This window comes from Prauserella cavernicola, from assembly GCF_016595675.1.
Classification (GTDB): Bacteria; Actinomycetota; Actinomycetes; order Mycobacteriales; family Pseudonocardiaceae; genus Prauserella_A; species Prauserella_A cavernicola.
In genome coordinates this window covers 58234-82730 of record NZ_JAENJH010000003.1, presented here as the reverse complement: position 1 = coordinate 82730, position 24497 = coordinate 58234, and the positions used below count along the sequence as shown (strand labels likewise).

The window sequence follows — 24497 nt, the reverse complement described above, 5'->3', positions numbered from 1 at the left end:
TGAAGGGCACCGGCACGCAACGATGGTGCTGGTGCGCTACTTCGCCTCGGCCAAGGCCGCCAGCGGCGTCGAGGAGGAAGTGCTCCGACTGCGGGCGGGCGCCTCGGTGAGCGAGGCCGTCGACGAGCTTCGCAAGCTGCATCCGGCCGAGTTGCCGCGGATCCTCGACGCCGCGAGCTTCCTGCTCGACGGCATCGCCGTCCGCGACGTCACCCGGGAGCTGCCCGACGGCGCCGAACTGGACGTCCTGCCGCCGTTCGCGGGCGGCTGAGGCTCGGACTTCGCCCGTTCTTGACCGGCTGGTGCCGGTTCGTTCACTCCCCGGCAGCCGCGACGGCACAGGCTGGCCGCCATGCCGCTCTCGCGCCGCTCGTTCAGCGTCCTGACCGCCTCTCTGGCCACCGCGGGCCTGCTCGGTGCCCCCACGGTCGCTCAGGCCCGGCCACGGCCTCGTGTCCGCCCGCTGGCCCAGGCTCACGCGCACAACGACTACGAGCACCCGCGCCCGCTGTTCGACGCGCTCGCCGAGGGCTTCACGAGCGTCGAGGCCGACATCCACCTGGTGGAAGGCCGGTTGCTCGTCGGGCACGACCCCGAGGACCTGACACCGTCTCGCACGCTGGAATCGCTGTACCTGGAGCCGCTGCGCAGGCGAGTGCTGGACAACCACGGCCACGTCTACGGGCGCAGAGCGGACTTCCAGCTGCTCGTCGACATCAAGACCGAGGGCGAGAGCACTTACGCCGCACTGGACCGGCTCCTGCGTCACCAGCGCTACACACCCCTCTTTTCCGCGTACGCGCGCGCGAGGGTCCGGCGCGGCCCGGTGACGGTCGTGGTGTCGGGCAACCGGCCCAGGGCGACGATGAGCGCCCAGCGCCACCGGCTCGCCTTCTACGACGGCCGCATCGCCGACCCGACGGACCTCGGCCCCGGCTCGGACGCGCGCCTGACGCCGCTGGTCTCCGAGAACTGGACGAAGCTGTTCACGTGGGCAGGCGAGGGCAAGTTCCCCGCCGCCGAGCGGGAGCTGCTCGAGAGCCTGGTGAACAAAGCACACGGCGCCGGTCAGCGGGTCCGGTTCTGGGCGACGCCCGACACCGAGGGGCCTGCGCGGACCGCGCTGTGGAAGGCTCTGGTGGACGCCGGAGTGGATCACGTCAACACCGACGACCTGTCTGGTTTGGCCCGGTTCCTGCGCACCAAGTGGTAGTCACAAACGGAGCATTCGCGCGCAATCCACGTGACACAGACCTCACTTACGGTGAAATATCTCGAGATGGAAACGGCCAGGTAACGGCAACCTGACCAGCGATAACGCCGGAATCGCTCGAGGTTGCTTGTTGTTACTGTGACCTAGGTCACGCCTCTCATAATTTCCGATCACGCGTGTCGTTACGTACCGTCGCTACTCGGTTGGCCCCGACCGACCACAAGCACGACCGGGACTCCCGTAGCGCCGCACCCAGTCCGGCGGGAGTCCCGGACCACAAACCCCGAGCGAAAGAGACTTCCGGACTGGGACGAGAGGGAACGGAGCCAGACGGCGAAGTGAGCCGGCACGGAGAGTCGGCCAGGCCCATGCGGCCTGCCTCGTTGCACGGAGGCGCTGAAGCGAGACCGAGTCAAAAATGGCTTATCGAGGCAAGCACCGGAAGACCTCCGCTGCGTCCCGCACCTTCGCTCGCGTCGCTGTCGCGGGCCTGGCTGTCGGCGCGCCGCTGGCGATCGCTGCGACCCCCGCGCAGGCCGACAGCGTCAACTGGGACGCCATCGCGCAGTGCGAGAGCGGTGGCGACTGGAGCATCAACACCGGCAACGGCTACTCCGGCGGTCTGCAGTTCGCCCCGAGCACGTGGCAGGCGTACGGCGGCACCGGCTCGGCCCACAACGCTTCCCGCGACCAGCAGATCGCGGTGGCGGAGCGGGTCCTGGAGGGCCAGGGCATCGGCGCGTGGCCGGTGTGTGGCGCTCAGGCCGGCTCGAGCGGCAGCTACCAGGGCAGCAACACGGCGGGCTCCGCTGAGACGAGCACGTCGTACGAGAGCGCCCCGGCCGAGGAGTCGGCTCCCGCTCCGGCCCCGGCTCCCGCTCCCGTCGCAGGTGTCGCCAAGTCCAACCCCGACGGCGACTACACCATCGTCGCCGGCGACACCCTGACCAAGATCGCCGAGAAGAAGAACGTCGAGGGCGGCTACGCCAAGCTGGCCGACCTCAACCAGGACTTCATCTCGAACCCCGACTACATCGTGGTCGGCCAGAAGATCGCCACCAAGTGATCCGCTAGCAGGATCACTGTCCGCCCGAATCGGCGCGGATGCTGGGTCCGGGTGCCTACCCGAAGGTGCCCGGACCCAGCACACAGAGCCCCACCGTGTCCCCCGGATGGTGGGGCTCTCGTGCGTTCGGGATCAGGCAGGCGCGAGGTGTCCCTGACCAGGGACCGCCTCGGCGGTAGCGGCGAGCGCTACGGCGAGTTCACCCACTCGTCGGTACCGTCGGTGAACTTCTGGTACTTCCAGACCGGCAGGCGGGCCTTGACCTCGTCCACCAGCTCCGCGCAGGCGGCGAAGGCCTCTGCCCGGTGGTCGGCGGCGACCGCGCACGCGAGCGCCACGTCTCCGATCTCCAGCGCGCCGAGCCGGTGGCTCACCGCGACGGCCCGCAGTCCGGGCCGGCGGCCCGCCACCTCGGCGACGACCCGCGCGAGCACGTCGCCCGCCGTCGGGTGGCCCTCGTAGAAGAGCGAGGTCACCGAACGGCCGCCGTCGTGGTCGCGCACCACGCCGCCGAAGGTCACCACGGCACCCGCGGCCGCGTCCCGGACGAGCTGGGCGTGCTCCTCGACGGACAGCTCCGTCTCGGTCACCTGCGCAAGCGCCACGCGGGCCGGTGCGTCGGCGTCGGCGTCCAGAATCTGTGCGGGCGCCTGCTGGACGTGGCCGTCCACGTGGCCGCTCCCGTGCCTGGGGTGGTCGCCGCCGCCCACCTGGTCCACCGCGTGGTCCAGCACCGCGTCGAGCACGTCGAGCCCGTCGTTGACGCCGCCGCGCGAACCCGGCAGGTTCACCACGAGCGTGCCTCCCGCGACCCCGGCGAGTCCCCGCGACAGGACCGCGGTGGGCACCTTGTCCTGCCCAGCGGCCCGCACGGCGTCGGCGAGGCCAGGCAGTTCGAAGTCGAGCAGCGGCGCCGTCGCCTCCGGCGTCCGGTCGGTGGGCGTGATGCCCGTGCCGCCGGTGGTGATCACCACGTCGACGCCGTCGGCGAGGCAGTCGCGCAGCGCCTGCGCCACCGGCTCGCCGTCCTCGACGACGAACGGCTCGGGCACCTCGTACGACCGCTCGGAGAGCCACTTGGCGATGATCGGGCCCGTCTGGTCCGCGTAGACCCCGGTCGCGGCCCGGTTCGACGCGACAATCACCCTCGCCGTGCGTGTCATCGGTTCTCCTCCCGGCGCCAGCTCCCGGTCTTGCCGCCGTCCTTGGTCTCCACCCGTACCCCGTCGAGGGTGGCGGCCGGATCGACCGCCTTGATCATGTCGTGCAGGGTGAGGCCGGCGACGGCGACGGCCGTCAATGCCTCCATCTCCACACCGGTGCGGTCGCTCGTGCGAGCCAGCGCCTCGATGCGAACGCTGTCGGCGCCGAGCTCGAAGCTCACGTCCACCTTCGTCAGCGCGATCGGGTGGCACAGCGGAATGAGCTCGGACGTGCGCTTGGCGCCCATGACGCCCGCGATGCGGGCTGTGGCGAGCGCGTCGCCCTTGGGCAGTCCGCCCTCGGAGAGGAGACCGATCACCTCTGCCGTGGTGCGGACCTGCCCGCTGGCGACCGCCGTGCGCGCGGTGACGGCTTTGCCGGAGACGTCGACCATGCGGGCCGCGCCCGCCTCATCGACGTGGCTCAGTTCACTCACGACGTCGAGGCTACTTCTTCCTTCCTCGCCGCCGCCCTCACGGCCTCGGCAACGGCGGGCGCCACGGCCGCGTCGAACACGCTCGGGACGATGAACGACGCGTTGAGGCGGTCGTCCACCACGTCGGCGATGGCGTCGGCCGCCGCCAGGAGCATCTCGTCGTCGATGTGGTGAGCCTGCGCGTCGAGCAGCCCGCGGAAGACGCCGGGGAACGCGAGCACGTTGTTGATCTGGTTCGGGTAGTCGCTGCGGCCCGTGGCCACGACCGCCGCGTGCTTCTGCGCCTCGAGCGGGTCGATCTCGGGGTCGGGGTTGGCCAGGGCGAACACCACGGCGTTGTCGGCCATGGTCGCCACCTGCTCGGCGCCGAAGAGGTTGGGTGCCGAGACACCGATGAACACGTCGGCGTCGACGAGCGCGTCGTGCAGCGTGCCGGTGGCGTTGTCCTTGTTGGTGTTCTTCGCGACCCAGCTCAGGTTGTCGTCCAGGTTGCCCCTGCCGCTGTGCACGATGCCGTCGATGTCGGCCGCGACGATGTCGGCGGGAGCCTTGCGCAGCAGCAGGCGGATGATCGCGGAGCCCGCCGCGCCGACGCCGCTGACCACGATCTTGCACTTCTCGATCGGCTTGCCGACCACCCGCAGCGCGTTGCGCAGCGCGGCGACCACGACGATCGCGGTGCCGTGCTGGTCGTCGTGGAAGACGGGGATGTCGAGCTGCTCACGCAGGCGCGCCTCGATCTCGAAGCAGCGGGGCGCGGCGATGTCCTCGAGGTTGATGCCCGCGTACACGGGCGCGAGCGCCCGCACGATCCGGATGATCTCCTCGGTGTCCTGGGTGTCCAGGCACACCGGCCAGGCGTCGACGCCCGCGAACTTCTTGAACAGCGCCGCTTTGCCCTCCATCACGGGCAGCGCGGCCGACGGCCCGATGTTGCCGAGGCCGAGCACGGCGGAGCCGTCGGTGACCACGGCGACCGTGTTGCGCTTGATCGTCAGCCTGCGCGCGTCCTCGGGGTTCGCGGCGATGGCCTGGCACACCCTGGCGACACCCGGCGTGTAGGCGCGGGACAGATCGTCACGGTTGCGGAGCGCGACCTTGGGGCTGACCTCGAGCTTGCCACCGAGGTGCATGAGGAACGTGCGGTCGGAGACCTTGCGCACCTGGACACCCGGCAGCGCGTTGAGCGCCTTCGTGAGGTCCTCGGCGTGGTCGGCCGACGAGACGTTCGCCGTGATGTCGACGACGATGGCGTCGGAGTGCGACTCGACCACGTCGAACGCCGTGAGCACGCCTCCCGCCTGGCCGACCGCGGTGGTCAGATCGCCGGCGGCACTCGCGGACGGCGGCGCCTCGAGGCGCACGGTGATCGAATAGCCAGGACCGGGAACGGGCATCGCGCAACCCCCGTAGAGAAATTCAGCTGGGTACGGGAGGAAACACTAGCCCCGTGACGGGCGCCACCAGCGGCCAGGACCGGTGACCCGCGAGTAACAAACGGCGAGGTCGCGGACGACCTCAGGCGCTCCGGTTGATCTCGGTCTCGGGGTGCTCGTAGGGCACCGCCTCGAGCGGGAACGTCACCTCGCCGTACGGGGAGAGGGCGCCCTGCCGGTCTGCGGCCAGCTCTGAAACGGGGTGCTCACCATCCGGCGCCTCGGGCCAGCTCGGGTCGATCCGCTTGCTCTTCCGGCTGTCGGCCTTCGCCACGTCGTCCTCCACAACTCGACCAACGGTGCCCTCAGTGTGCCCGATGCCCGGATGCAGGAGATATTGTGGGCCGCGATGGCCGCCATCTCTCTCGCGGACTGGCTGCGCTCGGTGTCCGACGACACGGTGGCAGACCTCCTGCGCGCCCGGCGCGATCTCGCGACGCCGCCCCCCGCCGACTCGGGCGTGCTCGCGACGCGCGCCGGAACGGCGGGGTCGATCGCGCGCGCCTGCGAACACCTCGACACGGCCACCCTCGCGGTGCTGGAGTCGCTCGTGGCCGCCGGAGCCGACGCCGAACCCGTGAGCCGCGCTCACCTTGGCTCACTGCTGCGCGGTGACCTCGAGACAATGCTCGACCAGCTTCGCGGGCTCGCCCTCGTGTGGGGCGACGACGACGCGCTCTCCGTCGCACCCGCCGCCAGGGAGGTGTTCGGACCGTTCCCAGCCGGCCTGGGCGCTCCCGCCGGTTCGGTGCCCGACCTGGACGGGCTGCTCTCCGAGATCGGCGACGACGAGCGCGCGCTGGTCACCAAGCTCTCCGTCGGGCCGCCGATCGGACGCACCCGCGACGCAGCCACCGACGTCACGCTGGCCGAGGCGGAGACGCCCGTGCAGCGCCTGCTCGCGCGCGGGCTGCTGATCCGGCGTGACGACCAGACCGTGGAGCTGCCGCGTGAGGTGGGGCTCGCACTGCGCGGCGGGCTCGTGTATCCGGAAGACGCGCTCACCGAGCCCGAGCTCCCGCTGAACCCGCATCAGCAATCCACTGTGGATCAGGCGGCGGCGGGCGAGTCGATGGAGTTCCTGCGCCACCTGGAGTCGTTACTGCACCTGTGGTCGGCGCAGCCGTCGCCGGTGCTCAAGTCCGGTGGGCTCGGGGTGCGTGAGCTGCGCCGCATCGGCAAGGAGCTCGACGTCGACGACACCCGCGCCACGCTGCTGGCCGAGCTAGCGCTCGGCTCGGGACTGGTCGCGGCCAGCGACGACTCCACACCGGAATGGGTACCGACCACGCTCGCCGACTCGTGGCTGGCCTCACCACCCGCCTTGCGCTGGCTCACCATCGCGCAGGCGTGGCTGGACCTGCCGAGGCTGCCCGGTCTCGCGGGCTCGCGGGACGCGAAGGACAAGGCGCTGGCGCCACTGTCGGAGGAGCTGCGCCGCCCGGTGGCACCGAGCGCGCGACGCCGGGTGCTGGGCGTCCTCGCCGAGCTGCCCGCCGGCGCGGGTGTGAAGGGCGTCGACGAGCTCGTGGCCGCGTTGTCGTGGCGGGCTCCCCGGCGGGGCGGGCGCCTGCGCGACGAGCTGGTGCGCTGGACGATGGCCGAGGGTTCGGCGCTGGGCGTCGTGGCACTGGGCGCGCTGACGTCGGCGGCGGGCGCGCTGCTCGAGGACGATCCGCACGGTGCGGCGAGCGCGATGGCGGACGCACTGCCCCGGCCCGTCGACCACGTGCTGGTGCAGGCCGATCTCACCGTGGTCGCGCCCGGTCCGCTCGAACCCGACCTGGCCACGGCGATCAACGCCGTGGCCGACGTGGAGTCGGCGGGACACGCGACGGTGTATCGCGTCACCGAGGGCTCGGTGCGCAGGGCACTCGACAGTGGACGGACGGCCGACGAGCTGCAGGAGCTGTTCCGCACTCGCTCGGCGACTCCGGTCCCGCAGTCACTGACATACCTGATCGACGACGTCGCCCGCAGGCACGGCAGGCTGCGCGGCGGGGCGGCCGCGGCCTTCCTGCGCTGCGACGACGAGGTGCTGCTCGCGGAAGTGCTCGGCCACGAGGTCGCCCGCGAGTACGAGCTGCGCAAGATCGCCCCGACGGTACTGGTGAGCCCGCATCCGCTGGCGTTGATGCTCGACGGCCTGCGTGCGGCCGGGTTCGCACCAGCGGCCGAGGACGCGGCGGGCCGGATCCTCGACCTGCGCCCGAGTGGACGCAGGATTCCCGCGCGCGGCCGCGGCACGCGGAGCACGCCGCCACAGCCGAGTCCGATCAGCTCCGAACAGCTGAGCGCGGTGCTGACGCACATCCGCGCGGGCGACCGGGCCGCGACCACTCGGCGCGGCGCCACGGTGCGGCTGCCCGCGGGCGGCGGATCGGACACCTCGGCGACCCTGGCGCTACTGGCACAGGCCACCCGCGAGCAGCGAGAGGTGTGGATCGGCTTCGTCGACTCCCACGGCACGGCGAGCCAGCGGGTCGTGACTCCGGTGCGCGTCGGCGGCGGAATCCTGGAGAGCTCGGAGAACGAGCGCTACCCGCTGCACCGGATCACGTCGGCCGCCCTCGTCGAGGACTGAGCAGGCCGCGGTCAGAGCGCGCGGAGTCCGTCGAGGATTCGGGTCATGAAGTCCTGCGAGCTGCGGTCGGTCAGCAGCATGCCCCGCTGCTGGATCTCCACCGCGCCTGCCGCGGCGAGATCGTCCACGATCACCTTCACCACGTTCAGCGGCAACCTCGCGTACGCGGCGACCTCGGCCACCGACCGCACGTCGACGCACAAGTCGCAGATGAACCGCTGCACGGTCGTGCCGGCCCCCAGATAACGCCTGCCGCCCTCGCTGGTCTGCACCAGAGACTCGAGTTGCAGGTCCTGCCCGGGGTGGGTGCGGCCGCCTGTGCGCGCGTACGGGCGCACGAGCGAGCGGTGCTCGAACCGGGCGGGCCCGCGCGCGGACTCCCGGCGAGCGGGCTCACGACGGGGTTGCTCCCGACGCGGCGGCTCCCGGCGAGCGGCTTCCCGCCGGGCAGGCTCGCGCAGGGCGGGCTCCCGCCTAGCAGGCTCCCGTCGGGCGGGCTCGCGGCGAACGGCCTCCCTGCGGCTCAGCTTCCGCAGGCCCGTGAGATCGAACCGGCCGGGCGAGTCGAAACCCTCGCGGCCGGTTCCCTGGTTCAAAGCGTCCCAGTCGTTCACGCGCTACCCACGCACCCCGCCCTGGAGCTGCGCCCGCAGTTCGGGCGTGAGCTGCTCGCCGACCCGGTCGACGAGCAGCGTCATCTCGTAGGCGACCGTGCCGATGTCGGCGGTCGGCGCGGCGAGCACCGCCAGGCAGGAGCCGTCGCTGATCGACATCAGGAACAGGTAGCCCCGTTCCATCTCGACCACCGTCTGGTTCACCGCGCCGGCTTCGAAGCAGCGCGCCGCGCCCATGGTCAGCGAGACCAGGCCCGACGCCACCGCGGACAGCTGGTCTGCCCTATCTCTCGGCAGGCCTTCCGACGCGGCCAGCTGCAACCCGTCCGCCGAGACGACCACCGCGTGCGCGGCTCCCGGAACCCTGCGCACGAAGTCGGTGATGAGCCAGCCGAAGCTGCCCTGCTGGGCCGAAGCCGTCACTGCCCCTCCTCGCCTGCGCACGCGCGTCTAAGCGGTCAGACTATTAGCCAGGTCAAACCCACCGGGGACAAGTCCCCCGTACGCGTGTGCCGTTCACACAGGCGGCGGCACGACCGCGGGGAGCATCTACCCGGCCTGCAGAGCGCTGTCGTGCGCGATCGCGTGCTGGACCACGGAGATCAACACCTGCTTCGCCGAGTCCCGGTCCCTGCAGTCGCAGGCCATGATCGGCACCGAAGGCGAGATCGTCAGCGCGTGCCGCACGTCCTCGATCTGGTGGTGGAGCAACCGGTCGAAGCAGTTGATCGCCACGACGTAAGGCAGCTTCCGGTTCTCGAAGAAGTCGATGGACGGGAACGCGTCGGCCAGCCGCCGCGTGTCCACGAGCACCACCGCGCCGATCGCACCGAGAGCGAGGTCGTCCCACATGAACCAGAACCGGTGCTGCCCCGGCGTACCGAAGACGTAGAGCACCAGGTCCGAGTCGAGCGAGATCCGGCCGAAGTCCATCGCGACCGTCGTGGTCATCTTGTTCGGCGTGGAGGAGAGGTCGTCGACCGCGACGCTCGCCTCGGTCATCGCCGCTTCCGTCGTCAGCGGAGCGATCTCGGACACCGCACCGACCAGGGTGGTCTTGCCGACGCCGAAGCCACCGGCCACCACGATCTTGGCCGACGAGGTCGGGCCCGCCGCAGCGGGCGCGCTCGCGTCGGAGTCAAATTCTCCGAAGGCCACTGAGAACCCTTTCCATGAACTCGATACTGGGTCGGTCCCCGACCATGGCGGTCGCGGAGTGCACGAGCACCAGTCCGAGACCGGCAACGTCACCAACCAGGACTCGCACGACGCCGAGCGGGAGCCGCAGGTGCGCGGCCACCTCCGCCACCGACCTCGTGTCCAGGCAAAGCCCGCAGATGGAGCGGTGTTCCGGCACACGAACGCGGTCGAGCTTGCGGCCGCGGTCGCTGGTGGAGACCAGCGCCTCGATCGCGAGGTCGTAGTCGGGCTTGGTCCTGCCCCTGGTCCTGAAGTATGGCCTCACCAGGCCGGAAGTCGTCTCGGCGGGCTGCTCCGGTTCGAGGCTCGCCTGCCTCGGCACCGGCGAAGGCACCAGGTCCTGTGAGGACGGACCGCCGTCGAGCGACCGCTCAGCGAACGCCGAGAACGCCGCCGACTCGTCGGGCTGGCCCAGGCCACCGCCGCCCATGCCGTAGAGCTCGGACCCCGGACCGCTCATCAGCCGCTGCCGGTAGTCGGTCACGCTGAAGTCGGCAGGCCCCTGCGAGCCGGTGTCGAGGGGGCTCAGCCATTCCCCCGAGTCATCCGACCTTCCGGTCACCGGACCGTCGAAACGCGACGAGCGCCAATCGCGGTCATGCCACTCGTCCTGATCGCGATAGGGGACGTCGCTGTCCGAGTCGTCCGCCCAACGGCCGGACGGCTTGCCTCTGTCGAGTCGACGGTCACCTCGCGCGTGCCCGGAATCCACGGCGATCTCCTCAGCGCTCTCTCACGTTGCCTGTCGGATACGTCGTCGCCGCGCGCTCTCTGTGCACCGGCTCACCGCCGCACCGAACCCTGAAGCTGGGCCCGGAGCTCCGGCGTCATCTGCTGGCCGACCCGGTCGACCAGCAAGGTCATCTCGTACACCACCAGTCCGATGTCACTGTCCGGCGAGCCCAGCACCGCGAGGCACGAACCGTCGGACACCGACATGAGGAACAGGAAGCCGTTGGCCATCTCGACCACGGTCTGCGCGACCGCGCCACCCTCGAACACCTGCGCGGCACCACGCGCGAGGCTCGTCAGCCCCGAGGCGACGGCGGCGAGCTGGTCGGCCCGGTCCTTCGGCAGCCCCCGCGACGACGCGAGCAGCAGACCGTCCGCGGAGACCACGACCGCGTGGGCCGCGCCCGGCACACGGTGCACGAAGTCCGTGATGAGCCAAGCGAAGCTCCCCTTCTGGCCGGAGCCGCCCTGCTTCGGCGCCCCCGGCTGCGCTGCACCAGCCCGTGTCAACTCTTACTCCTTCGCCCCGTTGTCGGTGGATCGGTCGCCCGAGCCGCTCGACGTCACAGAATCGAACTGCGTCTCTTCGGCCTCCGGCTCCTTGAGCGCATGTCGGCCGCTCTGGAACCCGCGCTGGAAGCTCATCATGCGGTTTCGCGCCGCATCCGCAGACCTGGCGATCGCTCCCTGCCCAGGCTTGCCCACCGTGGTGTCCCTGAACGCGTCGCCCTCGTCGGCGGACCGGATCGAGCCCGGCACCAAGTATGCGTTGGGCACTCTCTTGGGCAGCCCAGCGGTTGTGATCTCCTCGTCTTTCGAGTCCAGCAGGGCGTGAGCCGCCTGCCAGCCGGTGTCGGAGACACTGTGCCAGGTCTCTTCCTGCTCGACCTCGGCCGGCGGTTCCTCGACGTGGCTGTCCGGCTCCACTTGCTGCTCCGGTTCGGATCGCTCCTGCTCCGGCTCTGTTTCCTCACTGAACCAGCGGGAGAGTACGGACTGATAGATCGGCAACCTCCTGGTCGGCACATCGTCCTCCAGTGCGCTGCCGTCACCCCCTGCCGCTTCGGCGTGGGCCGGCTGCTCCGGCGTCACCGGAACGTAGCGCGGTTCCCGCTTCGGCAGCGCCAGCGTGTAGTCGGGCTCACCCGAACCGCTGCCGTTGCCCGTCTCCGCCTCCGGCTGCTCGACGGGCCACTCCGGCTCGGGCTCCCGCTCCGGTTCGGGGGCGCGAGGCTCCGGCCGGGCCGGGCTGACGAACGGGCCCGCGGCCTTGTTCGCGCCGCCGACCAGGTCGTCGAGGCTGATCGGCTGGTCGAGAGGGACCAGTCCGTTCGCGTCGCGCTGAGGCTCGCTCGCCGACGGCGCCGACGGCGCGGGCGAGAACTGCGAGCTCGGCTGGTCCTGGGTGTACTGCGGGCTCGCCTGCTCCTGCGCCGAGGAGGAGAACTGAGTCGTCTCACCCATGTCCGCGAGGCTCGTGATCGGCGGCAGCGACGGCGACGAGATGTCCTCGTGCGAACCGTTGCGCTGGCTGCTGATCCGCGGCGCCGGAGCCGGCTCCTCCACCTGCGGCGGGCTGGTGAGCAGTTCGGTCGGCACGACGACGCGCGCGATCACACCGCCCTCGATGTCCTCGTTCTCGCGCAGCCGGACCTCGATGCCGTGACGCTTCGCCAGGCGGGCGACCACGTACAGACCCATTCGCCTGGTCACCGACACGTCCAGGTCCGGCGGGTCGGCTAGCCGCTCGTTGGCCTCGTTCAGCTGCTGCTCGGTCATGCCGACACCGCGGTCGGTGATCTGGACCGCCAGCGCGTGCCGCCTCGTCACCACGGCCCTGACGCTGATCTTGGTGTCGGGCTCCGAGAAGTACGTGGCGTTGTCGAGCAGTTCCGCGAGCAGGTGCACGAGGTCGTGGATGGCACGGCCCTGAACCGCGACCTCCGGGATCGTGCCCACCTCGACGCGGGCGTACTGCTCGATCTCCGACACCGCGGCACCCACGACGTCGGCGGCCGGAACGGGCCGGGACACCGACTTCGCCAGTCCGGCGCCCGAGAGCACCAGCAGGCTCTCACCGTTGCGCCGCAACCGGGTGGCCAGGTGGTCGAGCTCGAACAGACTCGCGAGCTGGTCCGGGTCCTGCTCGTCGGCCTCCAGCTGGTCGATCACGCCCAGCTGGCGCTCCACCAGCCGCTGGCTGCGCCGCGAGAGGTTCACGAAGATGCCGTTGACGTTCTCGCGCAGGAGCGCCTGCTCGGCCGCCATCCGGATCGCCCGCTCGTGCACGACGTCGAACGAACGCGCGACCTCGCCGATCTCCTCGCGGGTGTAGACCGGCACCGGGGCGATCGCATTGCGGGACGCCTCGATCGGGTTCGGGTCGGCGAGGATGCGCCGCACCGTCTCCGGCAGCCGCACGTAGGCCACCTCGAGCGCGCTGCTGCGCAGCACACGCAGCGGCCTCAGCATCAGCCGGGCGATGACGAGCATCAGGAGCAGCGCCGCGGCCAGTGCGGCGAGCACGATGCCGGAGTCACGCCACGCGGCCGTGGTCGCCGAGTCGGCGAGGGCGCCCGCGTGGGCCCGCAGCTCGTCCAGCAACTGCGACTCGACCGTGCGGTACCGGTCCAGCGTCGCGGTCGAGTTCCCGGAGAGCTCGTTGCCGTTGATGAACAACGGCTCGCCCAGTTCGGCGCGGACGAACGACTGCTCCCTGATCCGCTCGCGGCCGTCGACCTCGGGACCGCTGACCGTGTCGGAGAAGAGCTGCCGCTGTTCTGGAGTGGAGAACGCGTTGAAGGTCTCGACCGCCGCCTCACCACCGGCGAACGCAGAGCGAGCCTCGTTGAGCAGGTCGGCGGGGAACCCGTTGCGCAGGCCCGCGATCTGCAGCACGGCGTCCTGACGGGCGATGAACTCCTTGGCCTCGCTGGCCGCCTGGATCGTGGTGCCCTCGCGGAGCAGGTCCCGGTCGGTGACCGCGGTGGTCACCTCGCGACCCAGCCGCACGAGTTCGTCCAAAATCGACGAATAGGTGGCCAACGCGGAAACATCCGAATACGGCGACGAGCTGATCGAGTTGCGCAGGGGGGCCAGCGCGTCGAGCCGCTGGATGCCCTGGTCGTATCGACTCTGTGCAGCCGCGTCGTCGGTGTCGACCTCGTCTGCGACACCTCGCAGCTCGTTCACCGCACGGTCGACCTCTTGGATCTGGGCGTCGAGCGCGCCCCGGCGCTGAGAGTCGCCGTTGGAGGCGATCGTGGCCACGGCCAGCGCTCGTTCGGCCTGCAGCTCGTGCACGACGCTGGTGATGCTGATCGCAAGGTCCACCTGGTCGGCCGTCTGCTGGAACTCGTCGGCCCGGTCGAGCGCGTCCCACCCGCGCAGACCACCGAGCACCAGTGCGGTCACCGTCGGGATGATCAGGATCAGCGCGAGCTTCGAGCGCACCCGCCAGTTCCGCAACCCGCGCCGGGCACGTTCCTGCTCTGCGGAACCATCCGGGGCCGGTTGGGGAGTATCCGGCGCGGCGGCCGCGCCGGCGCCTGCCGCAGCGCGTTCTTCCTCCGCGTTCTGGTCGAGCACTACGAGCACACTCCCAAGACTCGAGCCAGCAGATCCTCGGACATCCGCGGCTCGTACGGACGTCGTCCACCAGTGGAAAGGCCTGTCATCGGCGGGACCGCACCACAGGGAAAGGGCGACGGGATTCGATTCAGCGCAAGCATCGTGTCGGGCCTTGTCCCAGTTCCGCTCACCGGACTACCTGGCCGGTCGGCCAGTAGCTCGCCGTCGACTTCCTGCGGTGTCCCCGACCTGCGGGAATCGTCCCGTCCGCTCAGCCATTACAGGCACTCTCTCACTAAAGTGGTGGTCCGTACCGAGTTCGCAGGGGCAGAGAGTAGCGAAGACCTCGTGAACATGTAACCCTTACAGGCGAGAGCTGGGCAGAAGCACCAACAGGCCTACCGCCATCCGGCTCAATTTTCTTCACGTCGAGCTGGACGAACACGCTAAGTAGCAGTTCTAACCCATTGGCTCTAACAACTTAGTGACATGCGCCACTTGACCCAGGGCAGCGAACACCCATTGTGATGTGTTCGGTCAGTTCTCTAGAGTGACCGCGTACGCGGACGGTTCAGGTTTGGACCATCTCAATCCCTGTCGGTACACAACAACAGTGACCTCATTGGCTACTTAGGAGTTGGCCTTGCTTCGACACACCCTGCGCTTGGCACGAGGCTCCAGACGCCGCGCCAGAGCCGGCATCTTCGCCACTGCGTTCGTGATGCTGGCCGCTACCGGTGGCTGCGGAATGCTGGGCGGATCCGATGAATCGTCGGAGGGCGGCAACGGCGATCTGGAGACCTCCAAGATCTCGGTGTCCATCATGCCGACGATCGACCTCGCACCGTTCCACCTCGCTATGCAGAACGGTTATTTCAAAGACGAGGGTCTCGATGTCGAGGTCGTCAACGCCCCGAGCGGCCAGGCTTCGCTGACAAAACTGATCAATGGTGAAGTGAACGTCGCCTACGGCAGCTATACGCCGTTCTTCATCGCCCAGAGCAAGGGCGCGGCAGAACTGAAGTTCGTGGCCGACGCGTCGTCCGCCGGACCCGACAGCACGATGATCGTCGCCATGCCGGACTCGGACGTGAAGGACGCGAAGTCCCTCGAGGGCAAGCGCGTTGCCATCACGAGCGAGAACACCATTTGTGACACGCTCACCAAGTCCGTCATGAAGACCAACGGCGCCGACTTCTCCGGCGTGCAGTGGGTTTCGATTCCCTTCCCGGACATGGCTGCCGCGCTCCAGCGTGGTGACGTGGACGCGGCCTTCATGACCGAGCCGTTCATCACCTCCGCGGCGAAGACCGTCGGCGCCGTGCCGGTGTTCGACACCGCGACCGGCCCGACGAAGGACTTCCCGACGGCGGGCTACGGTTCCCAGGCCCAGTGGGCCGACGAGAACCCCAAGGCCGTCGCCGCCTTCCAGCGTGCGCTCGACAAGGCGACGCGCGAGGCCGCCGACCGCAGCACGATCGAGCCGCTGATGGTCGAGTTCGCCAAGGTGGACAAGGAGATCGCGTCGATGACGAACCTCCTGACCTTCCAGTCCAAGCTGGACACCCAGCGTCTGCAGCGCGTCCCGGACCTGCTCCTCGAGTTCGGTGGTATCCCGGAGCGCCTGGACGTCTCGAAGATGGTCGCCCAGCCGGCGACTGATAGTTAGTGCGTTCCCTGTACCGGAACCTGGTCGGCCTGATCGGTTTCTTCCTTCTCTGGGAAGGAGCCGTGAGGGTCGGCCTGGTGCCAGAACTGTTCGTGCCACCGCCTTCCGAGGTGCTGGCGACCACCGTCGGCCTGCTCGGCCAGGAGCCGTTCATCCGCGACGTCATCGCCACGGTGCTGGCGTGGGCCATCGCACTGCTGATCTCGGTCGCCATCGCGGTGCCCGCGGGACTGCTGCTCGGCAGCGTGCCGTGGCTCCGCAACGCGACCCGTGTCATCGTGGAGTTCCTGCGTCCGATCCCTTCGGTCGCGCTGATTCCGTTGGTGCTGCTGGTCGTCGGAGGCGGCCCGGAAGCCAAGATCACGCTGGCCGTGTACGCCGCGGTGTGGCCGATTCTGTTCAACACGATCTACGCCCTCTCCGAGATCGATCCGGTGCTGATGGACACGGCACGCGCCTGCGGTACGAGCCGCGGTCGCATGCTCACGTCCGTCGCGCTTCCCCACGCGGCGCCGTTCGTGTTCACCGGAGTCCGGATGTCCGCGGCCATCGCCCTGATCCTGGTGGTGAGTACCGAGTACGTCGCCGGAGCGGCGAGCGGACTCGGCAACTTCATCCTCGAAGCCAGTTCCGGTGGGTCCAATATGGACGAGGTTCTGGCGGGAACCGTGGTGGCCGGTTTGATCGGATACCTCATCAATGACGGCCTCGAGCGGATCGGCAAGCGCGCGTTCCGCTGGAACGAGGTCGCGGGGGAGGCTGCGAAGTGACCCAGGTGACCGAGCGCGCCACGCGCCTCCGTAGCCAGGCCGTCGCCGGCCTCTCCGGCTTCGCCCGCACCTGGCTGGTGTTCATTGGGGCGGTCGTGGTGTGGGAGGTGGCGACCCGGCTCGCCGAGAGCGTCTTCTTCCCGCCGCCCACCGAGATCGTGTCCACGGCACTGCAGCTGTGGTTCTCGGGGCCGGCCTCGCAGCTCTTCCTTTCCGACGTCGTCTTCGATCACATCCTGCCGAGCCTGGGCAGGTGTCTCGCAGGCTGGGCCATCGCCGTGATCCTGGGCGTCGGCCTCGGAACGGCACTCGGCCGTTCGCGCACGGGCATGGACTACGTCGGCCCGCTGTTCGCGTTCTTCCGCGCCATTCCGCCGCCGACCCTCGTCCCGGTGTTCATGGTGCTCTTCGGCCTCGGCCCCGGCATGCAGGTGGCGACCATCATCTTCGGTGCCATCTGGCCGGTGCTGCTCAACACCGTCGACGGTGTGCGAGCGGTGGACTCGGTGAAGGTCGACACGGCCCGCTCGTTCCGCACGCCAACTCCCTACTGGATCGGCATGGTGGTGCTGCCCGCGGCGCTGCCGAAGATCTTCGCCGGGTTGCGGCTGAGCCTGTCGATCTCGCTGATCCTGATGGTTGTGTCCGAACTGATCGGTTCGCTGAACGGAATCGGGCACGAGCTGATCTCGGCCCAGCGCGCGTTCGAGTTCCCGCTGATGTGGACATGGATCGTGCTGCTGGGAATTCTCGGATTCGGACTGAACTCGTTGCTGCTCGCCGCTGAGCGCCGCGTGCTTCGCTGGCAACCCAACCGGAACAACGATGGCTGAGCGCCTGTTCCGTTTCGTCGCAACCCACAGGAGGCTGACGTGCCGACCATGCTCGAGGTGACCGGCCTCAACCACCGCTACGGCTCGGGCGACGGCGCTCACGTGGCCGTGAAGGATCTGTCGTTCTCCGTCGACGCGGGTCAGCTCGCCTGCATCGTCGGCCCGTCCGGCTGCGGGAAGTCGACGCTGCTGCGGTGCATCGCCGGGCTGATCCCGCCGACCGATGGTTCGGTGAGCCTGCACGGCGACGCGGTCAACGGCGTTCCCGACGACCTCGCGGTGGTGTTCCAGGACTACAGCCGCTCGCTCTTCCCGTGGCTCACGGTGGCGCGCAATGTGGAGTTCCCTCTGCGCTGGCGCAAGCTGGGCAAGCAGGAGCGGGCGGAGCGCGCGCAGGAGGCCCTCGACGCGGTGGGCCTTTCTGGCGTGGGCAGGAAGTTTCCGTGGCAGCTGTCGGGCGGTATGCAGCAGCGGGTCTCGATCGCGCGTGCGCTGGCGAGCAAGCCTGCCCTGCTGATCATGGACGAGCCGTTCGCCTCGGTGGACGCGCAGACGCGGTTCGAGCTGGAGGACCTGCTGCGCAGGGTCCAGCGCGAGCAGCGGACCACCATCCTGCTCGTCACGCACGATATCGACGAGAGCGTCTACCTCGGCGACCGCGTGCTGGTGCTGTCGAAGTCGCCTGCCACGATCGTCGCCGACCTGCCCGTGGACCTGCCCGCCGACCGGGACCAGATCGCCACGAGGGAGTCCGCGAAGTTCGTGGCGCTGCGCGGAGAGGTCGCCCGGCTGCTGCAGACCGTTCCCGCCAAGCAGGCCGCACCGGAGCAGCAGGCCGACGAGGACGTCGCCACGGCGGACGCCGCCGAGTGGACGGCGACCGAGGAGGCCGCGACCGAGAACGCCGGCTCCGCCAAGGAGACCAGCCACTGAGATCAGTTCCCTCGCGGAGAGCTCGCGACCGCTCGTCCAGGCACTGCGCCTGACGCGGTCGCGAGCTCTTTTGCTGTCCCTGATCCCGATCATCGTCGATCTCCCCCTAGTATCGGAGTCATGACTCCGCTTAGAGAATACGGAGTGATCACTCCGCTTGTCAACGAGGTGCCGCGATGAGCCCGCGCGCGGACGCCCTCCGCAACCGCGCCAGGGTGCTCGCCGCCGCCGACGAGGTCTTCGTCGAGCACGGCAGCACCGCCTCCACCGAAGAGGTCGCACGCAGGGCGGGCGTCGGCGTCGGCACGGTGTTCCGCCACTTCCCCACCAAGGAGGCGCTGCGGGACGCCGTCTACGCGGAACGACTGCGCCGGGTCGGGGAGGAAGCCTCCCGGCTGGCGGACAACACCGACGCCGGCGCCGCGTTCCACGAGTTCTTCGAGCTGCTCGCCGGAACATCGGGGCCGAACCAGGCGCTCACCGAGGCTCTCGCGGCGTCGGCCACGGACGACCAGGACGTGCGCGGGTCACTGGGCGTGCTGCTCGACCGGGCTCAACGCGCCGGAGCCGTGCGCTCCGACGTCGGCGTCGACGAGGTGATCGCGCTGCTCATCGGCGCCACACAGGCGACAACGTGGACCGCCGACGTCTCGCTGCGGGGCCGCACGCTCAACATCATCCTCGACGGGCTCCGGCCGCACTGATCACTCGGCGCGAGCGTGCCGCCCTCGCCGGACCCCGTTCTGCAGACTGGCCATCCTGGTCCGCACCGCTTCGGGCGCACGGCTCACCGTCGGGCTCTCGTCGTCCTCCGTCGGCCACTCCACCTGGTCGGCCTGCGGCTCCCCAGTCGTCTGGAACCACTGCGTGAGCACTTCCTGGTAGGCGGGCAGCCGGTCGGTCGGCGTGTCCAGCGCGAGCACGGGCTGGGGCTCGGTCGTCTCCTCGCGCGTCGGTTCGTCGTCCTCGACGGGCCACTCCGGCGTCGGCGGCCACCGCACCTCCGCGCGACGAGGAGCGGGCAACGGCGGCTCCCGCCACGGATCGGTGTGGTTCGCGGGTTCGGCCTGTGGCCAGCCGGAGGGCTCGGCCTGGGGCCAGTCGTTCTCGGGCAGCGGCCAGCCCTCCGGCTCCGGCTCCGGCTCCGGCTCCGGCTCCGGCTCCGCAAACGCTTCCGCCCTGGTGTTCGCCTGCTCCTCGAACCGGCCACGCACGGGCACGTACTCCGCGCCGAACGGCTCGGGCTCCTCGACGGGCTCCGCCGCGGCACGCGCCGGCTCCTCGAACTGGCCGCGCACCCGCTGCTCCTCGAACGAGTCCGGATCCAGTACCGCGAACCCGCTGGGGGCAGGCAGGGGTTCCGGCTCGACCGGGTCGGGCTGCGGCGCGTCGATCGAGAGCGGCACGTGCGCGGGCTCGGGAGCGAGTGGCTCGGGCTCAGGTGGAGCGGGCGCGACCGGCTCGACGGGCGGCCGGGGCGCCACGGCGTCGCCGGGCCGGATGAGCGAGACCGGGACGATCACCGTCGCGGTCAGCCCCCTGATGTCGGCGGCCGAGAGCCGCACCCGGATCTGGTGCCGTCCCGCCAGCCGCGACACCACGTAGAGACCCATGCGGCGCGACACCTCGACGTCGACCTGCGGCGGCTCGGCGAGTCGCTGGTTGGCTCTGCGGATCTCGGTCTCGGGCATGCCAGCGCCGCGGTCGGTGATGTCGATCCGCCATTCGCCGTGCTCGGTGACGGAACTGACGACCGACACCGGGGAGTCGTCGCCGGAGTAGTCGGTCGCGTTCTCGAAGAGCTCGGAGATCACGTGCACGAGGTCGCCGACCGCCTCGCCGAGCACCGCGAGCCGAGGCGTCGCGGCGATGTTGATGCGCTGGTAGTGCTCGACCTCGGAGAGCGCGGCCCCGACGATCTCGTCGGCCGATACGGAGCCGGGCAGCGGCCTGCCCGCGTCCTGCCCGGCGAGCACGAGCAGGTTCTCGCTGTTGCGCCGCATACGCGTGGCCAGGTGGTCCAGTTCGAACAGTCCACCGAGGATGTCGGGGTCCTGCTCGTGCTCCTCCATGCGGTCGAGCACCGAGAGCTGCCGCTCGACGAGGTCCTGGCTGCGCCGGGAGAGGTTGACGAACATCGAGTTGACGTTCTCCCGCAGCATCGCCTGCTCGCCCGCGAGCCGCACCGCCTCGCCGTGCACGGCGTCGAAGGCCCTCGCGACCTGCCCGAGCTCCTCCCGGCTGTAGACGGGGACGGGCTCGACCGCGCGGCGATGCGCGTCCTCGGGACGCGGGTCAGGGTCGGCCAGGATGCCCTTGACCGCCTCTGGCAGCCGGTGTTGCGCGACGTCGAGCGCACTGCTGCGCAGCACCCGCAGCGGCCGCAGCAGCGACCGCGCGATCACGATCGTCAGCACCGACGCCACCAGCAAGACGGCGAGGATCACCCCGCCGTCGGTGAGCGCGGACCGGCGCGCGTCGGCGGCCAGCGAGTCGGACCGCTGCTGGATCTGCAGCAGCAGGGCGTCCTGCACCTGCTCGACGAGGTCCACGGTCTCCGTGGCGGAGCCGGCCCACGCCTGCGGGTCGATGTCGGTGAAGGCCTCGCCCGCCTCGGCCCGGTCGAGCACCGAGGCGGTCAGCTGGTCGCCGGAGGTGACGGCGGGGCCGGTCACGGTGGCGTCGTAGTCCTGCTGCTGGGCCGGGGTGGCGAACTTCGCGAAGTCCTTGCGCGCGGCGGCCAGCTCGGCCTCGGCTCCGAGCAGCGCGCGGATGCGGTCGTCGGGGAGTTCGCCGAGCACGAGCGCCTCGGAGACGATCGCCCCGCGCAACGACAGCTGGTCCTTGACCCTGGCGACCGCGTTGGCGGCGAGGCGCGTGCGCGCCAGCTCCTGGTCGCTGGTGTTGGACACGGCCTGGTCGCCGATGTCGAGCAGACCGGCGATCAGCTCGTTGTAGGAACCCAGCACCTGGTCGGCGGACTGCTCCGAGTTCTCCCCCGCGTAGCGGAGGTCGGTCAGCGCGTCGAGCCGCTCCGCCAGTTGCCGGAAGCCGTCGGTGGCCTCGGTCGACAGGTCGGGCGTCGTGGCGTTCAGGGTGCGCTCGAACTCCCCCGCCGAGGCGTCGACGCTCTCGCGTTGCGCGCGCAGGTCTCCGAGGTCACCCTCTCTACCCGACGCGATGTAACCCACGGTCACCGCGCGTTCGCGCTGCAGCTCGTGCACGAGGTCGGCGACGGTGGTGTCGACGCGGACGCGCTCGGCGCCGTCGGCGAACTCGTCGGCGCGGTCGAGATCGGCGAAGATGCGCAAGCCGACCAGCACGACGACGGCCACCGCGGGAATGAGCAGAACGGCGAGCAAACGTGTGCGCACCCGCCAGTTGCGAAGCCGCCAACGACCTCCGGAACGGCCTGGATCCGTCGCGTCATCCCGGTGGGGACGCTGGCTGCGACGGGTCACCTGGCTTCCTTTGCACACCTGTGGGGCTGGTCCCCGAGAAACCACTGGAGGGTAGCGGCACTCTCGCCGGCCGCAGACGGCCCGCAGCCCCGACAGGGGCCGCCCGGCGATGGTATTGGTTCGCCCGCCCCGATCACCAGCACGCCGGAAAATCTCTCTCGCCAGGTGAGAGGGACCACGCTCGCACAGGGCCGTGAGTTTCGTCGGAGGAGGAACGTATAAAGGAGGGCGTGAGTGATGGCCCCTTGATCGTCCAGTCGGACAAGACCGTGCTGCTCGAGGTCGACCACGAGCGCGCGAACGACGCCCGCATCGCGATCGCGCCGTTCGCCGAACTGGAGCGCGCGCCCGAGCACGTCCACACCTACCGGGTCACGCCGCTGGCGCTGTGGAACGCGCGCGCCGCGGGGCACGACGCCGAGCAGGTGGTGGACGCCCTCACGTCCTACTCCCGCTTCCCGGTGCCTCAGCCGCTGCTGATCGACGTCGTCGACACGATGGGTCGCTTCGGCAGGCTGCAGATCCAGAACCACCCCGCGCACGGTCTCGTGATGGCGACGACCGACCGGGCGGTGCTGGAAGAGGTGCTGCGCAACAAGAAGATCAACCCGATGCTGGGTGCGCGGGTCGACGACGACACCGTGGTCGTGCACCCGTCCGAGCGGGGCAGGCTCAAGCAGGTCCTGCTCAAGGTCGGCTGGCCCGCTGAGGACGTCGCGGGCTACGTCGACGGCGAGGCCCACCCGATCTCGATGCGGGAGGACGGCTGGTCGCTGCGGCAGTACCAGCGCCAGGCCGCGGAGGCGTTCTGGGCGGGTGGTTCCGGCGTGGTCGTGCTGCCGTGTGGCGCGGGCAAGACGCTCGTGGGTGCGGCGGCGATGGCGCGCGCAGAGGCGACCACACTGATCCTGGTGACCAACACGGTCGCGGGCAGGCAATGGAAGCGTGAGCTCATCGCCAGGACGTCGCTCACGGAGGAGGAGATCGGCGAGTACTCCGGGGAGAAGAAGGAGATTCGGCCGGTCACCATCGCCACCTACCAGGTGATCACGCGCAAGAGCAAGGGCGAGTACCGGCACCTGGAGCTGTTCGACTCCCGGGACTGGGGCCTGGTCGTGTACGACGAGGTGCATCTGCTGCCCGCTCCGGTGTTCCGCATGACGGCGGACCTGCAGTCCCGCCGCAGGCTGGGGCTCACGGCGACGCTCGTGCGCGAGGACGGCCGCGAGGGCGACGTCTTCTCGCTGATCGGGCCGAAGCGCTACGACGTGCCGTGGCGCGACATCGAGGCGCAGGGCTGGATCGCGCCGGCCGACTGTGTCGAGGTGCGCGTGACGCTGACCGACTCGGAGCGTCTGACCTACGCCACCGCGGACAGCGACGAGCGCTACAAGCTCGCGTCCACGGCCCACACCAAGATCGGGGTCATCAAGTCCATTGTGGACAAGCATGCCGGTGAGCCGACGCTGGTGATCGGCGCCTACCTCGATCAGCTGGAGGAGCTCGGCGCCGAACTCGACGCGCCCGTCATCCAGGGCTCCACCAAGAACAAGGAGCGCGAAGCACTCTTCGACGCCTTCCGCAAGGGCGAGATCGACAAGCTCGTCGTGTCCAAGGTCGCCAACTTCTCGATCGATCTCCCCGAGGCCTCCGTCGCGATCCAGGTGTCGGGCACGTTCGGCTCCCGTCAGGAGGAGGCCCAGCGGCTCGGCAGGTTGCTCCGCCCCAAGGAGGACGGCCGTCAGGCGCACTTCTACTCGGTGGTCTCGCGCGACACCCTCGACACCGAGTACGCCGCGCACCGGCAGCGGTTCCTGGCTGAGCAGGGCTACGCCTACCGGATCATCGACGCCGACGACCTGCTGCGTCCGCTGTAGCCCGGCTCATTGGGCGCCGAGCGTCGCCAGCACCTGCTCGGCCTGGTTCTCGGCACCGAGGGCGTTGGGGTGCACCGGCGCCGCGGGCGAGCCCAGCAGGATGCCCTCGACCCACCGCTCGCCCCGTGGCGCGCACATGTCGTGGCCGACGCTGCTGGTGTAGGTGTCGACGTAGGTGACGCCGTGCGCGGCCGCCTGCTCAGCGAGCACCTGGTTGAGCAGCTTGGTGATGTCGCGCAGGTACGGCGCGTCGCCGGCGGCGATCGGCACGATCGGCCAGCAGCTGTCTCCCGACTCGGGCAGCAGGCTGGGGTAGCCGACCAGCGCGACGTGCGCCTCGGGTGAGCGCTGCTTGATCCCTTCGAGCACCCCGGCGACCTTGGGCCCGACCGCGCGCACCTTCTCCACGAGGCCGTCGGTGCCCGACGCGTTGTAGTGGTCCTGACAGGGCGCGGCCTTCGGGTTGGTGACGCTCAACGCCGCGCAGGTGGCGACCACCTCGATGAACGGGACGTCGTTGCCGCCGATGCCCACGGTCACGAGGTCGGTGTCGGGTCGCAGCGCGTCGAACTGGGGCCGGTTGGCGATACCCCATTGCGGACGGGTCATGTCGTCGGTGGTCGCGCCTCCGCAACTGGCGTCGGTGAACTCGGCGGGCTGGATGGCCTGCGTGACCAGCGACGGGTAGTTGCGGTCCGAGCGCGTGCAGGGGAGGTTGACCTGGTTCGGAATGAGCGTGCCCGAGGTGTAGGAGTCGCCGAGTGCGACGTAGGATGAGTACGCGGCCTGCGAGTCCCGTGAAACCGTGGTTTCGGCGTTGACGACAGGCGTGGCGAGCAGTACGGCGATGAGCGCGGACAGGACAGCAGCCACGACCCGGCGCATGGGGCCTCCTCGACG

The 24497-nt window shown here is 70.0% G+C and carries 22 protein-coding genes; 10 read left to right on the top strand and 12 right to left on the bottom strand.

The annotated features are described in order from the left end of the window. The first annotated feature begins 22 nt into the window (after positions 1-22). From JHE00_RS13650 to JHE00_RS13640, 3 genes are all read left to right on the top strand, one after another. Positions 23-271, top strand: a complete 249-nt coding sequence (locus tag JHE00_RS13650; protein ID WP_200319203.1) for a MoaD/ThiS family protein — start codon at positions 23-25, stop codon at positions 269-271. Between the two features lie 81 nt (positions 272-352). Continuing rightward, positions 353-1213 (top strand): phosphatidylinositol-specific phospholipase C/glycerophosphodiester phosphodiesterase family protein, encoded by an 861-nt coding sequence (locus tag JHE00_RS13645; protein ID WP_200318440.1) that lies wholly within the window; start codon positions 353-355, stop codon positions 1211-1213. Between the two features lie 418 nt (positions 1214-1631). Next, positions 1632-2279 (top strand): LysM peptidoglycan-binding domain-containing protein, encoded by a 648-nt coding sequence (locus JHE00_RS13640; RefSeq protein ID WP_200318439.1) that lies wholly within the window; start codon positions 1632-1634, stop codon positions 2277-2279. Between the two features lie 188 nt (positions 2280-2467). Here the strand turns inward: JHE00_RS13640 and JHE00_RS13635 are convergent, their stop codons facing one another. From JHE00_RS13635 to JHE00_RS13620, 4 genes are all read right to left on the bottom strand, one after another. After that, positions 2468-3442, bottom strand: coding sequence for a molybdenum cofactor biosynthesis protein MoaE (locus JHE00_RS13635; RefSeq protein ID WP_200318438.1), 975 nt, complete (start codon positions 3440-3442; stop codon positions 2468-2470). Further along, positions 3439-3918 (bottom strand): cyclic pyranopterin monophosphate synthase MoaC, encoded by a 480-nt coding sequence (gene moaC / locus JHE00_RS13630; protein WP_200318437.1) that lies wholly within the window; start codon positions 3916-3918, stop codon positions 3439-3441. The genes JHE00_RS13635 and moaC overlap by 4 nt, the downstream gene beginning before the upstream one ends. After that, the gene (locus JHE00_RS13625) at positions 3915-5315 is read right to left on the bottom strand and encodes an NAD-dependent malic enzyme (protein WP_200318436.1); all 1401 of its coding nucleotides are present in this window, start codon (positions 5313-5315) and stop codon (positions 3915-3917) included. The genes moaC and JHE00_RS13625 overlap by 4 nt, the downstream gene beginning before the upstream one ends. A 121-nt stretch (positions 5316-5436) precedes the next feature. Continuing rightward, complete coding sequence (locus JHE00_RS13620) at positions 5437-5628, bottom strand: hypothetical protein (RefSeq protein WP_200318435.1); 192 nt, start codon at positions 5626-5628, stop codon at positions 5437-5439. A 75-nt stretch (positions 5629-5703) separates the two neighbouring features. On the opposite strand from JHE00_RS13620, the gene JHE00_RS13615 reads away from it, so the two are divergent. Then, a complete protein-coding gene (locus tag JHE00_RS13615) occupies positions 5704-7938 on the top strand; it encodes a helicase-associated domain-containing protein (RefSeq protein ID WP_200318434.1) in 2235 nt (744 codons plus the stop codon). Between the two features lie 11 nt (positions 7939-7949). Here JHE00_RS13615 and JHE00_RS35860 read toward each other — a convergent pair whose 3' ends face one another. From JHE00_RS35860 to JHE00_RS13585, 6 genes are all read right to left on the bottom strand, one after another. Continuing rightward, positions 7950-8276, bottom strand: a complete 327-nt coding sequence (locus JHE00_RS35860) for a DUF742 domain-containing protein (protein WP_307831930.1) — start codon at positions 8274-8276, stop codon at positions 7950-7952. Positions 8277-8555: 279 nt separating this feature from the next. Then, positions 8556-8975 (bottom strand): roadblock/LC7 domain-containing protein, encoded by a 420-nt coding sequence (locus tag JHE00_RS13605; protein WP_200318432.1) that lies wholly within the window; start codon positions 8973-8975, stop codon positions 8556-8558. A 126-nt stretch (positions 8976-9101) separates the two neighbouring features. Then, on the bottom strand, positions 9102-9710 hold the full coding sequence (locus tag JHE00_RS13600) for a GTP-binding protein (protein WP_200318431.1): 609 nt from the start codon (positions 9708-9710) through the stop codon (positions 9102-9104). Further along, positions 9691-10464, bottom strand: a complete 774-nt coding sequence (locus JHE00_RS13595) for a DUF742 domain-containing protein (RefSeq protein ID WP_200318430.1) — start codon at positions 10462-10464, stop codon at positions 9691-9693. The genes JHE00_RS13600 and JHE00_RS13595 overlap by 20 nt, the downstream gene beginning before the upstream one ends. A gap of 71 nt (positions 10465-10535) precedes the next feature. Further along, positions 10536-10994 carry a roadblock/LC7 domain-containing protein gene (locus tag JHE00_RS13590; RefSeq protein ID WP_200318429.1) on the bottom strand — a complete coding sequence of 153 codons (459 nt, stop codon included), beginning with the start codon at positions 10992-10994 and terminating at the stop codon, positions 10536-10538. A 3-nt stretch (positions 10995-10997) separates the two neighbouring features. Further along, a complete protein-coding gene (locus JHE00_RS13585) occupies positions 10998-14081 on the bottom strand; it encodes a sensor histidine kinase (protein WP_200318428.1) in 3084 nt (1027 codons plus the stop codon). 616 nt (positions 14082-14697) lie between these two features. Here JHE00_RS13585 and JHE00_RS13580 point away from each other — a divergent pair. The 5 genes from JHE00_RS13580 (at position 14698) to JHE00_RS13560 (ending at position 18963) form a co-directional block, all read left to right on the top strand. After that, a complete protein-coding gene (locus JHE00_RS13580; RefSeq protein WP_372440448.1) occupies positions 14698-15723 on the top strand; it encodes an ABC transporter substrate-binding protein in 1026 nt (341 codons plus the stop codon). Then, the gene (locus tag JHE00_RS13575; RefSeq protein ID WP_200318427.1) at positions 15723-16493 is read left to right on the top strand and encodes an ABC transporter permease; all 771 of its coding nucleotides are present in this window, start codon (positions 15723-15725) and stop codon (positions 16491-16493) included. Before JHE00_RS13580 ends, JHE00_RS13575 begins: the two co-directional genes overlap by 1 nt. A gap of 74 nt (positions 16494-16567) precedes the next feature. Beyond that, positions 16568-17326, top strand: coding sequence for an ABC transporter permease (locus JHE00_RS13570; protein ID WP_230424289.1), 759 nt, complete (start codon positions 16568-16570; stop codon positions 17324-17326). 39 nt (positions 17327-17365) lie between these two features. Then, positions 17366-18259 carry an ABC transporter ATP-binding protein gene (locus JHE00_RS13565; protein ID WP_200318426.1) on the top strand — a complete coding sequence of 298 codons (894 nt, stop codon included), beginning with the start codon at positions 17366-17368 and terminating at the stop codon, positions 18257-18259. A 176-nt stretch (positions 18260-18435) separates the two neighbouring features. Further along, positions 18436-18963: a TetR/AcrR family transcriptional regulator gene (locus tag JHE00_RS13560; RefSeq protein ID WP_200318425.1), complete on the top strand. Its 528-nt coding sequence runs from the start codon at positions 18436-18438 to the stop codon at positions 18961-18963. Here JHE00_RS13560 and JHE00_RS13555 read toward each other — a convergent pair whose 3' ends face one another. Beyond that, positions 18964-21720, bottom strand: a complete 2757-nt coding sequence (locus JHE00_RS13555) for a sensor histidine kinase (RefSeq protein WP_200318424.1) — start codon at positions 21718-21720, stop codon at positions 18964-18966. A gap of 230 nt (positions 21721-21950) precedes the next feature. On the opposite strand from JHE00_RS13555, the gene JHE00_RS13550 reads away from it, so the two are divergent. After that, positions 21951-23597, top strand: a complete 1647-nt coding sequence (locus tag JHE00_RS13550) for a DNA repair helicase XPB (RefSeq protein ID WP_200318423.1) — start codon at positions 21951-21953, stop codon at positions 23595-23597. Between the two features lie 6 nt (positions 23598-23603). Here JHE00_RS13550 and JHE00_RS13545 read toward each other — a convergent pair whose 3' ends face one another. Beyond that, complete coding sequence (locus tag JHE00_RS13545; protein WP_200318422.1) at positions 23604-24482, bottom strand: SGNH/GDSL hydrolase family protein; 879 nt, start codon at positions 24480-24482, stop codon at positions 23604-23606. Positions 24483-24497 lie beyond the last annotated feature (15 nt).

Bases quoted from the DNA above. Each gene is read 5' to 3' on its own strand.
- JHE00_RS13560 (WP_200318425.1), top strand. From the start codon at position 18,436: ATGAGCCCGCGCGCGGACGCCCTCCGCAACCGCGCCAGGGTGCTCGCC.
- JHE00_RS13640 (WP_200318439.1), top strand. From the start codon at position 1,632: ATGGCTTATCGAGGCAAGCACCGGAAGACCTCCGCTGCGTCCCGCACC.
- JHE00_RS13625 (WP_200318436.1), bottom strand. From the start codon at position 5,315: ATGCCCGTTCCCGGTCCTGGCTATTCGATCACCGTGCGCCTCGAGGCG.
- JHE00_RS13615 (WP_200318434.1), top strand. From the start codon at position 5,704: ATGGCCGCCATCTCTCTCGCGGACTGGCTGCGCTCGGTGTCCGACGAC.
- JHE00_RS13645 (WP_200318440.1), top strand. From the start codon at position 353: ATGCCGCTCTCGCGCCGCTCGTTCAGCGTCCTGACCGCCTCTCTGGCC.
- JHE00_RS13635 (WP_200318438.1), bottom strand. From the start codon at position 3,442: ATGACACGCACGGCGAGGGTGATTGTCGCGTCGAACCGGGCCGCGACC.
- JHE00_RS13650 (WP_200319203.1), top strand. From the start codon at position 23: ATGGTGCTGGTGCGCTACTTCGCCTCGGCCAAGGCCGCCAGCGGCGTC.
- JHE00_RS13545 (WP_200318422.1), bottom strand. From the start codon at position 24,482: ATGCGCCGGGTCGTGGCTGCTGTCCTGTCCGCGCTCATCGCCGTACTG.